9 protein-coding genes and 2 tRNA genes are annotated in these 12,135 nt (G+C 66.0%); 4 read left to right on the top strand and 7 right to left on the bottom strand.

Features of this window, described 5'->3' with window-relative positions; genetic code table 11:
- Nucleotides 1-22: 22 nt before the first annotated feature.
- From AC1C2N_RS12180 to AC1C2N_RS12190, 3 genes are all read right to left on the bottom strand, one after another.
- The gene (locus AC1C2N_RS12180) at nucleotides 23-610 is read right to left on the bottom strand and encodes an ATP-dependent Clp protease proteolytic subunit (RefSeq protein ID WP_108391261.1); all 588 of its coding nucleotides are present in this window, start codon (nucleotides 608-610) and stop codon (nucleotides 23-25) included.
- Nucleotides 611-791: 181 nt separating this feature from the next.
- Nucleotides 792-2,198 carry a trigger factor gene (gene tig, locus AC1C2N_RS12185; RefSeq protein ID WP_483404366.1) on the bottom strand — a complete coding sequence of 469 codons (1,407 nt, stop codon included), beginning with the start codon at nucleotides 2,196-2,198 and terminating at the stop codon, nucleotides 792-794.
- Between the two features lie 56 nt (nucleotides 2,199-2,254).
- Nucleotides 2,255-2,328, bottom strand: a tRNA-Pro gene (locus tag AC1C2N_RS12190).
- A 208-nt stretch (nucleotides 2,329-2,536) separates the two neighbouring features.
- Here AC1C2N_RS12190 and AC1C2N_RS12195 point away from each other — a divergent pair.
- Both AC1C2N_RS12195 and AC1C2N_RS12200 read left to right on the top strand, forming a co-directional pair.
- Nucleotides 2,537-2,610 (top strand) — tRNA-Gly (locus AC1C2N_RS12195).
- Between the two features lie 35 nt (nucleotides 2,611-2,645).
- Nucleotides 2,646-2,837, top strand: coding sequence for a hypothetical protein (locus tag AC1C2N_RS12200; RefSeq protein WP_495434131.1), 192 nt, complete (start codon nucleotides 2,646-2,648; stop codon nucleotides 2,835-2,837).
- 7 nt (nucleotides 2,838-2,844) lie between these two features.
- Here AC1C2N_RS12200 and AC1C2N_RS12205 read toward each other — a convergent pair whose 3' ends face one another.
- The gene (locus AC1C2N_RS12205) at nucleotides 2,845-3,390 is read right to left on the bottom strand and encodes a gamma carbonic anhydrase family protein (RefSeq protein WP_495434132.1); all 546 of its coding nucleotides are present in this window, start codon (nucleotides 3,388-3,390) and stop codon (nucleotides 2,845-2,847) included.
- Nucleotides 3,391-3,691: 301 nt separating this feature from the next.
- Here AC1C2N_RS12205 and AC1C2N_RS12210 point away from each other — a divergent pair, with 301 nt between their 5' ends.
- Complete coding sequence (locus tag AC1C2N_RS12210) at nucleotides 3,692-7,552, top strand: SCO7613 C-terminal domain-containing membrane protein (protein WP_495434133.1); 3,861 nt, start codon at nucleotides 3,692-3,694, stop codon at nucleotides 7,550-7,552.
- A gap of 34 nt (nucleotides 7,553-7,586) precedes the next feature.
- Here the strand turns inward: AC1C2N_RS12210 and AC1C2N_RS12215 are convergent, their stop codons facing one another.
- From AC1C2N_RS12215 to AC1C2N_RS12225, 3 genes are read right to left on the bottom strand one after another with little or no spacing between them, the layout of a single operon-like run.
- On the bottom strand, nucleotides 7,587-8,255 hold the full coding sequence (locus tag AC1C2N_RS12215) for a response regulator transcription factor (RefSeq protein WP_483404370.1): 669 nt from the start codon (nucleotides 8,253-8,255) through the stop codon (nucleotides 7,587-7,589).
- A 21-nt stretch (nucleotides 8,256-8,276) separates the two neighbouring features.
- The gene (locus tag AC1C2N_RS12220; RefSeq protein WP_483404371.1) at nucleotides 8,277-9,698 is read right to left on the bottom strand and encodes a sensor histidine kinase; all 1,422 of its coding nucleotides are present in this window, start codon (nucleotides 9,696-9,698) and stop codon (nucleotides 8,277-8,279) included.
- Entirely contained in the window at nucleotides 9,688-11,409 is a 1,722-nt protein-coding gene (locus AC1C2N_RS12225; RefSeq protein WP_495434134.1) for a multicopper oxidase family protein, read from the bottom strand. Before AC1C2N_RS12225 ends, AC1C2N_RS12220 begins: the two co-directional genes overlap by 11 nt.
- Before the next feature lie 227 nt (nucleotides 11,410-11,636).
- Here AC1C2N_RS12225 and AC1C2N_RS12230 point away from each other — a divergent pair, with 227 nt between their 5' ends.
- Complete coding sequence (locus AC1C2N_RS12230; RefSeq protein ID WP_483404373.1) at nucleotides 11,637-12,125, top strand: Dps family protein; 489 nt, start codon at nucleotides 11,637-11,639, stop codon at nucleotides 12,123-12,125.
- Nucleotides 12,126-12,135 lie beyond the last annotated feature (10 nt).

Here is a 12,135-nt window from a genome sequence, read left to right on the forward strand (position 1 = left end):
TTTTTCCTTTGTTTCTCTGCGCTTAGCTCGCCTCGGTGCCGCCGCCGCCGGCGACGTCCGTTGCTGATTCGCGGATGTGATCGACGAAACCGTACTCGAGGGCTTCCTGTGCCGTGAACCAGCGGTCACGGTCACCGTCGGCGTTGATCTGCTCGACGGTCTTGCCGGTCTGCGCTGCGGTGATTTCAGCGAGGCGCTTCTTCATGTCGAGGATGAGCTGAGCCTGCGTCTGGATGTCGCTCGCGGTTCCACCGAAGCCGCCGTGCGGCTGGTGCAGGAGCACGCGGGCGTTCGGCGTGATGTAGCGCTTGCCCTTGGTTCCGGCCGTCAGGAGAAGCTGTCCCATCGATGCCGCCATGCCGATACCGACAGTGACGATGTCATTGGGGACGAACTGCATGGTGTCGTAGATCGCCATGCCTGCGGTGATGGAACCACCGGGTGAGTTGATGTAGAGGTAAATGTCACGCTTGGAGTCTTCAGCCGCGAGCAGCAACAGCTTCGCAGCGATCTCATTGGCGTTCTCATCGCGTACTTCTGCGCCGAGCCAGATGATGCGATCCTTCAGCAGTCGGTCAAAAACACTGTTCGGCAGTGCCAGTTCGGCCATGTCGCGCTCCATTTCAGTTGTTGCGTGTAATCGAATCTATCGGAGGTGCAAAGCCACTTCTGCCCTGTTCGCCGTGGGCAGATATCCCGCGGGGCTCGGCCCCGCACACAGCGCACTTACGACAAAACGACGGATGCCCCGGAAAAAGTTCCGGGGCATCCGTCGTTATCGCACGGCGATACTACTTCTTGGCCTTCTTCGCCTTCTTCGCCGGAGCCTCTTCGGTCTCAGCGGCTGCGTCAGCGTCAGCTTCGACAGCGTCTGCCTCAACAGCGTCGTCGGCGTCGGTCTCGTCAGCGGGAGCGTCGTCTCCATCGGTCGGGATGAACCCGGTGAGGTCAACGGGCTTTCCAGCGGTGTCGACGACCTTGGTCTTGCCGAGGACAACAGCGAGGGCCTTGTTACGGGCGACCTCTCCGACCATGGCCGGGATCTGGTTGTTCTCGTCGAGGACCTTGATGAACTCGCCAGGCTCCATGCCGTACTGAGCGGCACCCTGGATGAGGTACTGGGTGAGCTCGTCCTGGCTGACCTGGACCTTCTCGGCCTCTGCGATGGTGTCGAGGAGCATCTGCTGCTTGAACGTTGCCTCGCTCGAGGTCTTGACCTCTGCGCGGTGCTCGTCGTCTTCGAGTCGGCCTTCGCCCTCGAGGTGACGGTGAACCTCGTCTTCGACGAGCTTCTCCGGAACGGGGATCTCAACCATTTCGACGAGCTTCTCGAGCAGCTTGGTGCGTGCCTCGGTGCCCTGGCCGAACGCCTTCTGGCGAGCCGCCTGCTCCTTGAGGCTCTCGGTCAGCTCTGCGATGGTGTCGAACTCGCTCGCGATCTGTGCGAAGTCGTCGTCGGCTGCAGGAAGCTCGCGCTCCTTAACGGCTCCAACGGTGACGGTGATCTCAGCGGTCTCGCCCTCGTGGTCTCCACCGAGCAGCGGAGCGCTGAACGTGGTGACCTCGCCGGCGGTGAGTGACTCGAGAACCTCGTCGATGCCCTCGATGAGGTCACCAGAACCGACCTCGTACGAGATGCCTGAAGCGGTGTCGACCTCTTCGCCGTTGATCGTCGCAACGAGGTCGATCTGCACGAAGTCGCCGGTTGCCGCTGGGCGGTCAACGGTGACGAGCGTGCCGAACCGGGTGCGGAGCTTGTCGAGTTCTTCCTCAACGTCCTTGTCGGTGACCTCGGCCTCGTCGACCTCGATGGTGATGTCGTCGTATGCCGGGAGGGTGATCTCGGGACGAACGTCAACCTCGATGGCGAGCTTCAGGTCTCCGGAGAAGTCCTTGTCGCTCGGCCACTCGACGATGTCAGCCTCTGGGCGACCAAGAGTGCGGATGCCGTGCTCTTCTATGGCGGCGCGGTAGAAACCGTCGAGGCCTTCGTTGACGGCGTGCTCGAGCACAGCGCCCTTGCCCATGCGCTGGTCGATGATTGCCGGGGGAACCTTGCCCTTGCGGAATCCGGGGATGTTGACCTGTTCGGCGATGTGGCCGTAGGCGTGGGTGATGCTCGGCTTCAGGTCTTCGGGTGTCACCGAGATGGCAACCTTGACGCGAGTGGGGCTGAGCTGTTCGACCGTGGATTTCACGTTGGTGTGTTCTCCTGTGTTGTGGATTTTTCCTCGATCTGAGGAGTTTCGGATTGTCGGGGCGACAGGATTCGAACCTGCGACCTCCCGGTCCCAAACCGGGCGCTCTACCAAGCTGAGCTACGCCCCGGTATTACTACCGGTGATGGACAAGCCAATCGATAACAAAACTCGGTTGGAAGGCCTCGGACAGTCTAATGCACGGACGGCGGGCAATCCTGTCCACCGTGCGTGTGCACACACCACCCCCAAACGTGTACTACGATATTCGAGTGCCGGTTCGCCGGCTCGGTTCTCCCAATTGAATACCGTAATTCCGGCAGAAATCCGCCGGATTCGGGGCTGTAGCTTAGTGGTAAAGCCTCTGTCTTCCAAACAGATGATGCGAGTTCGATTCTCGTCAGCCCCTCCAATTATCAGTTCCGCCCGCAAGACAAAGGCGAAGCCATGAAGATGCTCCGCCCATACGCGCTGTGGACAGCCGCCGGCGTCGTGCTCTTCGTGATTGCCGGCCTTGCACTCGCCACCGGCCGCTTCGGCTCCGGAGTTCTTCTGATGGCCGCGTCGGCCCTCTGCCTCGGCACGGGAATGGCCTCGCAGAAGCGCTGGACGAAGAAAAACCGCGCACGCCAGCGCTGAGTGAGACTCACGCCAGTGCGTCGAGTGATTCCGCGTGGTGACGAGAGTGCTCGAGATAAATCTCCGCATTCTTTCGGATGCCATCGATCTCGTCATCCGTCAGCTCCCGTCGGACCTTTCCCGGCACCCCTGCAACGAGGGAACGCGGTGGAATAACGGCGCCTGACAGCACGACCGCTCCCCCGGCGATCAGACACTCGTCGCCGATCACCGCTCCACTGAGCACGACGGCACCCATTCCAACGAGCACCGTGTCTCCGATCGTGCAGCCGTGCACGACGGCATTGTGACCGACCGAAACACCCTTTCCGATCGAGACGGGCGATGCTGAGTCCACGTGCACGGCGACCCCGTCCTGGATGTTGCTTCCCTCGCCGACCTCGATCGACGCTGAGTCCCCGCGGAGTACCGCGTTGTACCAGACGCTCGACGCCCTCCCGAGCGTGACGTTACCGACGATGCGCGCACCGGGCGCGATGAAGGCCGTGTCGTCGATCGTCGGGCCCCCGATACCGGTGAGCCGGAGGACTGTTGCGCTGCTGTCACTCGTCATGGGGTCACCCTATCGCTCCGGATTTCCTCCACATGGGCAGTTCTGTCCACCGATCGCAAATGTACCCACTCATCACGACAGCCTCTGCCACAATCGGGCCATGTCTTCGACTCAGGGCCATGTGCCCCAGCCGCACGCTTCGACTGAGCCCACTGTCCCGGGTGGAGGACCGAACGGCCGACCACCGGTGTGGCCGCCGCGCGCGGAATACCTGACGGACAGCTCTCGGTGCCCGTCCTGCTTCACCGCTCTCTCGGCATCCACCCCGGTACCGGCAGGTTCCGCCGGTCCTGTGTGCCACGTGTGCGGTCTCGACCTCTCGGGCCCTGACGCCGCTGGCGTGCTCGAAGCCGGCACAGCTGTTCGGACCGCTGAGTCGAAACGGCAGCGCCTTCTCGATCGCATGCGCGCCTCCCAGGCTGAGCGCGAGGCACTTCGGCTCGCGGCGAGCGCGCCCCTGCCGCAGGTGGCACAGGTGGCACAGGTGGCACAGGTGGCACAGGTGGCACAGCAGCAGCCAGTTACCGTCGGGCGATACCCCGGTGAGCACTTCCTGGGAGCGCAGTCCCCCGCCGCGTCGGTTCCGTCCGCACCCGCGACAGAACCAGCTTCCCTGAGCGCGCTGCACGCGCAACTGCCGCCACAGGGTTTCCCACCGGCAGCGGGAGGGGCAGCGGCCGATGACCGACCGCGGCGTTCGGGCATCCAGATCCTCATGCTGACGGTTGGCGTCATCCTCGTCTCGATCATGGCGATCTTCTTCGTCCTTCTCGCCTACCTGGTCGCGAGCCTCGAGGTCCGGTCGGTACTGACCGGAGCTGCAAGCATCGCCGTCTTCGGCATTGCCTGGCTGCTGCACCGGCGGAGGCTCTCGGGTACAGCGCAGGGCATCGCCGTGCTCGCCATCGTGCTCCTCCTGCTCGACATCTGGATCGTCCGCGCCAACGACCTGTTCGGCTCGGCAACGCTCGACGGTTGGTTATACACGGGCATCGCAACCGGCCTGCTGGCTGTTGCACTCACCGCGGGATTCCGGATGCTGCCGCTCCGATCGCTGAGCATCTCCGCGGCGCTGCTCGGGCCGGTCGCCGTCTTCGCGCTCACCATCGGCATTCTCAACACGGTCGACGCCGTCGAGCACAGCTGGGCGGCGTTTGCGGCCGTGGGCGCTGCCGCCCTCGCCTGGCGCTGGGTTCCACTCGGCCAGCTCGAGCGCGGCCTGGTGCGGGCGCTCGGCTTCCTGGCGGCCGGGCTGGCGATCCTCCCTGCGTCGATCGCGTTCCCCGACCTTCGGGGTGGCGCCGTCATCGCCCTCGCTGTCATCGCGATCATCTGGTTCGGACATCTCGCACTGTCCGAGTTCCGGGTCGTCACGGCGCCGCCGCCTGGCGCTGACCCGGCAGGTGCTGACGCGATCGGCGTCAACGTGGCAACCGGAGCCCCGGTCGGCCAGGAACCGATCGGGGACGCGCCCGGTTCAGAGCAGCCGTCTTCCCCGCCGCGTCCCGGCGTCACCACATCGCTCCGCAGCACCCCGTGGCAGGTCATCGCAGCGATCGGACTCGGCGTGAGCGTCGCGGCAGTTGGTCCTGCTCTCCTGCTCGACGCGAACACCCCCACCGACCTGTTCTGGCTTCCCGCGACCGCGACAGCGCTCGGTGCCGTCGTTCTCGCCACTGCCGCCCGCCTCGGTCGCGCATCGGACAGCGCACAGCTCATGCGGCTCGCAACGGCTGTCCCCCTGGCCACGACAGCTCTCGCGGCTGCACCCGCCGCTCTCAGTGCGCTCATCCAGCTCGTCTCTGTCCTCGCCGTCCGGCCGTTCAGCCTCGACGTTCTCGACCCCATCGCGCGCTTCCTGTCCGGGACCGACTGGGCGGTACCGGTCGCACTCATCGCGGTATCGCTGCTCACGGCATCCGCTCTCGCCCTCATCGGCCGCCTGTCCAGCATCGGCTGGGCATCCGCGGCCCTCGGCGCCATCGGCCTGCTGTCTGTGTGCGTCACCCTGGCCACACCGGCGCTCAGCGGGCCGGGTCTCCTCGTCGTCACCGCGGCGGCGCTTGTCGCGACGGCGTCACGGCGACTCGCCTGGCCATACCGGCTCGTCGCGGCAATCACCTCGGCTCTCGGCGCCTTCGGGGTGTTCGCTGTCGGCCTCACGAGTACCGTTTCGTTCCCCTTCGCTGTGCTCGTGACGCTGGCTGTTCTTGTTGTGCTCCACCGGATCGTTCAGCACACAGCCCCGCAGACCCTGGCCTACGCCACAACGCCGACCATCGTCGCCAGCGCGCTCGTGGTCCTGCTCGGCAGCGTCCTGCTCGTTCCCTCCTGGTATCAGGCGGTAACGGGAGTCACCAGCGGGCAGGCCGCTCCCGCCCTGGCCCTGGCCGTGTGCTCCGCTGTGATCCTGCTGATGGTGCCATTCACCCGCGGATTCTTCACCCGCGCAGAGTCTGCCGTGGCCGTGACCATCAGCGCATTCGGCGTGCTCGGCGGACTCTTCTTCCTCGCCTCGCGCGTGTCCGTCGACTCGACCGGCTTCCTCATCGCTTCAGGGATCGCCGCTGCCGTCACCATTCTCTGGCAGTTCCCGCGTGGCGTCGCTACCTGGCCGGAGCGGTATATGACCGCCGCCGCGGCCCCCCTCGTCAGCCTGTGGTTCGTTTCTGTCCTGTGGGACCGGATCGATGACACGGTGATACCGGTGGCCGTGTCCGCGGCCATCGTCATTCTCGCCGCTGGCGCACTCGCGATCTTCCGCCCGACGCATAACTCATGGGGACCACATCCCGCCGGCGTACTGACAGACCCGCCGCAGATCGCCCGGCTGTGTTGGGATGTCACGCTCATCCTCACCGCGGTACCTGTCGTCGCACTCGCCGTCGGCAGCGAGAGGCTCGGCTGGCTCGCGCTCCTTCTGCTCGCGGTCGCTGCAGTGATCGTCGCGAGTGGCGAAGGTGGCGTCTTCGCCGGTCGTTCGCTCCGCCGCCACGTGGCGTGGGCCGGCCTCCCGCTCGCTGTCGGATCGCTGTGGCTCGGCCTCGCGCGAAACGACGTGGACGTCGTCGAGTTCTACACCCTGCCGGTCTCGGGTCTCCTGCTCGCGATCCTGGCCCTCATCGTTATCCGTCGAGAGCCGCCCACCGCCCGCGTCAGCTCACCCAGGACTGTCCTTCTCGGTGCGGCGCTCGCCGTTGCACTGCTCCCGAGCGCCGCAGCCTCTGGCATCGATGAGCCCGTCCGCATGACCATCGCCCTTGGCGCCGCCATCGTGTTGCTTCTCGCCGGTCCATTCCTGCCGCCTGTCTGGCACGCGACCCGCGTTGCAATCGTGGTGTGGCTCACCGGCGTGGTTACGATGCTGCTCCTCACCCTCGTTCTCCCGATCTTCGACTCGACACGCACCGTTGCCGGATGGGAGAACGAGGTTGCCGCGGCCGGCCTGCTGGCCGGAGGGGCGCTCTGGCTGTACCGCCGCCAGGTTCCCCACATCCTGGGCACCCTCGCCGTCGCGGCAGCCCCTGTCGCCATCGCCCTCCCACTCGCGGAATCGATCCTGGCCGGAGAGGCCGAGCTCTGGCGGTTCCTCCTCACGCTGCTGCTCGCCAGCGCCCTCTTCGTTGCCGCGTCTCTCGGTACCGCGCGCTCAGAGATCGTGCGGTGGACGGCGCTGGGAGCCGCGGTGGTCGTCGCAGCATCGGCTATCACCGTCGGCCTCGCCGACCCGTTCGAAACCGCGACGGTGCCGATCGCGATCGCCCTGATTGCCGTTGGCGCTGTGCGCCTGACCGCCGACCCGGCGGCCCGCTCGTGGCCGCACCTCGGTGCCGGCTTGATCCTTCTCCTGGTTCCGTCGCTGTTCGCCGATTTCGCGAGCAACGAACTGTGGCGCGTTGTTGCCCTCGGGGTTGCGGCGCTCGTCGTGTTCGGAATCGGCCTCGCTCTGAAGCTCAGTGCACCGACATTGATCGGGGCCGCCGTACTGGTCGTCCACGGCCTCGCCCAGCTCTGGCCGTGGATTTCGGGACTCTATGGCGCCATCCCCTGGTGGCTGTGGGCGGGCATCGGCGGCACAATCCTCATCGTCCTTGCGGCAACATACGAGAAACGGATTCGTGACCTTCGGGCCGTTGCCCGGAGCATCACCTCCCTGCGGTAGTGCGCTGCCGTCTCGTTCGACCGCCCGGCTGGTGTCAGGAACGCAGGTACCGGAGTACGGCGAGAACCCGGCGATGGTCTGAGCCTGTCGCATCGAGTTCGAGCTTCGAGAAAATCGCGGTGACGTTCTTCTCGACAGCGCCGAGGCCGATGACCAGCCGGGTCGCGATGCCCTGGTTAGTGAGGCCTTCAGCCATGAGCTGGAGCACTTCGGTCTCCCGCGGCGTCAGCGAGGCGAGCGGATCCCTGCGATGAGCTAGGAGCTCACGCACCACCTCCGGATCAAGCACGGTTCCGCCCGAAGCGATGCGCAGCACCGCGTCCTTGAGTTCGTCGAGCGACGCCACCCGGTCCTTGAGGAGGTACCCGACCCCGCCCGCGGACGCACCGAGGAGTTCTTCCGCGTAGGTGGCCTCGACGTACTGGCTCAGCAGGAGGATCCCGACCCCCGGCCGCGACGCACGGATCTCGATCGCAGCCCGAACTCCCTCATCGCGGTAGGTGGGCGGCATCCGCACATCAAGGACAATGACATCCACCTCGAGAGTCCCGACGTCGGCCAGCAGGCTGCCAGCATCGCTGTACGAACCGACGGTCGTGAAGCCGGCCTCGTCGAAGAGCCGCACGAGCCCCTCGCGGAGTAACACCGAATCATCCGCCAGGGCCACGCGAATCGATGACGACGGGGCGCTGTTCTCGGTCACGAGAGAAGCATACGACCGCGATCATCCATCGATAATGGGGACGGATGCGCTCACGCGCGTGCCATTACCCGCTGTGCTGTCGATCCACAGCGTCCCCCGCAACCCGGTGAGGCGATCGCGGAGTCCGCTCAGCCCGTGACCGTCGTCGAACCTGGCACCTCCCACCCCGTCGTCGGCGACGACAAGCTGCAGCCGGTAACCGGCGTGCGGCGTGCCGGTCGTGCCGATCTCGACGCTGATCGCCGTCGCCCCGGAGTGTTTGGACGCGTTGGTCACCAGTTCCGCAATCACGAAGTAGGCGTTCCTTTCAATCTCTGCGGGCAGGCGGGTACCGGCCTCGAGGGTGCTCCTCACCCTGACCGGGATGGGGCTCACCGCGGCGAACGACTCGACGGCGCTCACGAGCCCACGATCGGCGAGGATCGGCGGGGCAAACCCCCTGGACAGCGCGCGGAGTTCCTCGAGGGAGGATTGAGCCTGCTCACGCGCTTCGGCGATCAGCGCCCGCGCTGCCGCCGGGTCGTCCTCCAGCCTCCGTTCGGCCGCAGCGAGGTCCATCTGGAGTCGAACCAGCCGTTGTTGCGGCCCGTCGTGGATATCGCGTTCGAGACGCCGTACGGACTGGTCCTCCGCCGACACGGCGGCACCCCGTGAGGCGGCGAGCGCCGCTACCTCGGTTCTGAGGTCGTCGCTCGGCCACCGAGACAGCATCCCCCGGGCAATCAGGTCGTGAAGGCTCACCATTCCCCTGGTGACGAAGGGCAGCGTCGCGAGAAACAGCAGGCCGGCAATGAAGACGAGGATGCCGTCAGCAACGTCGGCATCGACGGGGAGTTCCCGGCCTCCCGTGAAGAACCGGTAGATGACACCGCTCAGCCAGAACTGCGAATCCCCCTCAGGAATGAACGAGTTCCAGAACCAGTACGAGATCCCGCCGAGCCCTGACGCGAGCCAGCTGAAAGCCAGCGACCAGGAGAACACCCCGACCACGAAGCCGACGAACCCGGTATGCAGCAGGTACATCCAGTAATGCCCGTCGGCGAGTGGGCCGAGAGCCGTGCGCCAGAAACCGGGGCGCTCGCCGGGCGCTCGCCACACCGGACGCCGGATCGGCTTCCTTCCCGCCGCTTCAAGCCTGACCAGTTCCAGGGTGCCGAACGCACGCGCAACGTAGAGAGCACCAACGACGAGAAACAGTCCGATCGCAACCGCGAGCAGTCCCAGCCCCGCGGAGAAAAGCACGGTAACGGCCACGAACCCGACCACGACGACGGGGAGCGTTGGCAGAAGGAAGCCGAGCTCCCGGGGAACGCCCCGCCAGAGCGCCCCGTAGCCCTTCGCCGGGACTTTGGCCTGGCCCGCGTCGCCCGCCATGGGATCAAGGGTGCCAGAATTCCGATCGCCCTGGCGGATGTCCCCTGGCGAGGTTTGCTCAATGGACATGCTGCGTCCCTTCCGTTTCGCGCGGCCCGAAGCCGTCCCGTGCTCTCTCGCGGGGAGTGTCCCCGCGAGAGGTCTCCCCGTCGGTCCTGTCAACTCCGGATGCCCCCGAGCCGTCGTCATGACGCGGCGGGGTTCCTGCCCGCTCTCCCGGCTTCACCACGACGAGCTGGCCCATCATCCCGCTGTCCTCATGCGCGAGCAGGTGGCAGTGATACATGTACGGCAGGTCAGGATCCGAATAGTCCTCGAACCGGAGGGTGAGCCGGTATTCCACCTCCGGTTCGAGGTAGATCGTGTCCTTCCACCCGCCCAGCTCCTGACCCGGTGGCTCACCGCCAACCGACTCCACCTGGAACTGCACGTCGTGAATGTGGAAGTTGTGCGGCATGCCCATACCGTTCGTGACCAGCCAGGACTCGGTGCTGCCGAGCGTGACGACCTCGTCGATGCGACCCATGTCCATCGGCTGGTTGTTGATCGTGAAACCGTTGAGTTCGAAGGTGCGCGTTGCCCGGGCATCCGTCGGTCTCAGTTCTTCGATCGCCGCGAGAGTGTCCGGCACGGCGGCCAACGGCTCGAGCGATGTGCCCGCTCGCAGTTCCAGGACGTCGAACCTGTCGGCGCCGCCGTTCCCCGACGCGGTTACCGCAGGCATGCCGAGGTCCGGCGCCCTCGAGCGCAGGATCACTCTCTCGCCAGGGGTCATCGTCACGACAATTTCTGCACGCTCACCCGGTGAGAGGCGGATGCCGTCGGTCACGAACGGTTCGCCGAGGAGCCCGCCATCGGAGGCGATCATCGCGAACTCGCGTTCGTCGCTGAGACCGAAGTTATAGGTGCGGGCAGTCGACGCGTTGACGAGCCGAAGGCGCACCTGTGTCGTGGACACGTCGAGGTATGGTGCGAGGGTTCCGTTCACGAGCAGGTCTGGTCTCAGCGCACCGACGAACGCGTCGCCTCCGCCGCTCGCGGCATCATCGCCGCCAAGCGTCGCGTCCTGGACGATCACGGGAACGTCGTCGACCCCGTACCGGCTCGGCAGGGAAAGTCGGCGCTGTTCATCGTCGTTGACCAGGAACAGTCCAGCGAGGCCCCTCGCCACCTGGCCTTCGGTCTCGCCGTGGGGGTGCGGGTGGTACCAGAGCGTCGCAGCGGGCTGGTCGATCGTCCAGCCGGGTGACGTCCGGGCGCCAGGGGCGATCAGCTGGTGCGGCCCACCGTCAACTCCCGGAGGCACGTGCATTCCGTGCCAGTGCACGGTTGTCGCCTCCGGCAGCGAGTTGCTGACGTCGACCCTGACCCGCTCACCCCGGTCGGCCATCAGGGTGGGGCCGAGATACGCGCCGTTGTAGCCGAGGGTCTCGGTATTGACTCCCGCACGAAACTCGCTGGCTCCTCGCTGCGGGTTGAGGGTGAACACGCGCGTGCCATCGGGGTCGACCGTCGACGGCGCAGGGGCAGGGATGGCGAGAGGGTTCTCGAATTCGACGGCGCCAACGGTGTCGACCGGACTCGCCGAACCCAGGCCGTTCATGAGGGCACCGACACCGACCAGCGCCCCGCACCCCCCGACGAGGAGAACGGGCACGAGGATCGCAATGACAACGAGAGGGCGCCTGCGGCGTCGGCCCCGCCCGCCAGCCAGGACGCCCGGATCCGAGGCCGCTGTGAAGGCGGCGGACTGAGTGGAGGCAGAAGACGGTGAAAGCATGAATCAAGCCTCGCGAGCGCAACGAACGCGCGATATCAGGGAACCACCCGGATCCGCCAGGGGGAAAACCCCCGCACCGGCGCTCTCTGCTGGAGGACCGTCGGGGCTTCGAGAACCCAGCCCTGGCCCAGGTAAGCAGAGCCTTGTCTTGCTTGCGGAATGCCTGAGCCTGAGTACCGTTGCATCCAGAGCGCACCACTTTCAGCGCACAAGCAAAGGGGAACCCCATGGCAGAAACCACCGCAACCGTCTCACAGACCTCCGTCAGCCCCGACGTCGCCGCAGGCGTCGCCCAGTTCCTGACCCCGGTCGTTATCGACCTCACCGCCCTCGTCGTCAACGGCAAGCAGGCACACTGGCACGTTCGGGGAGCGAACTTCATCGGCGTCCACGAACTCCTCGACACCATCGTCGCGCACGCCCAGGACTGGGCAGACAGCGCAGCAGAGCGCATCGTCGCACTCGGCCTTCCGGTCGACGCGCGCCTGTCCACCGTCGCTGCCAAGACCACGACCGGTGAACTGACCGCTGGTTTCCAGCAGTCAGAGACCACCATCGCCGAATTCGTCGCGCAGATCGACGCAACGCTCACCACGGTGAAGACAGCGGTTGACGAGCTCGACGCGATCGACCTCACCAGCCAGGACATCGCCGTCGAGGTTTCCCGCGGCCTTGAAAAGGACCGCTGGTTCCTCGTCGCCCACGTCGCCAAGTAGCACCGGTTCC

The sequence above is a fragment of the Mycetocola sp. Y791 genome (assembly GCF_059445325.1).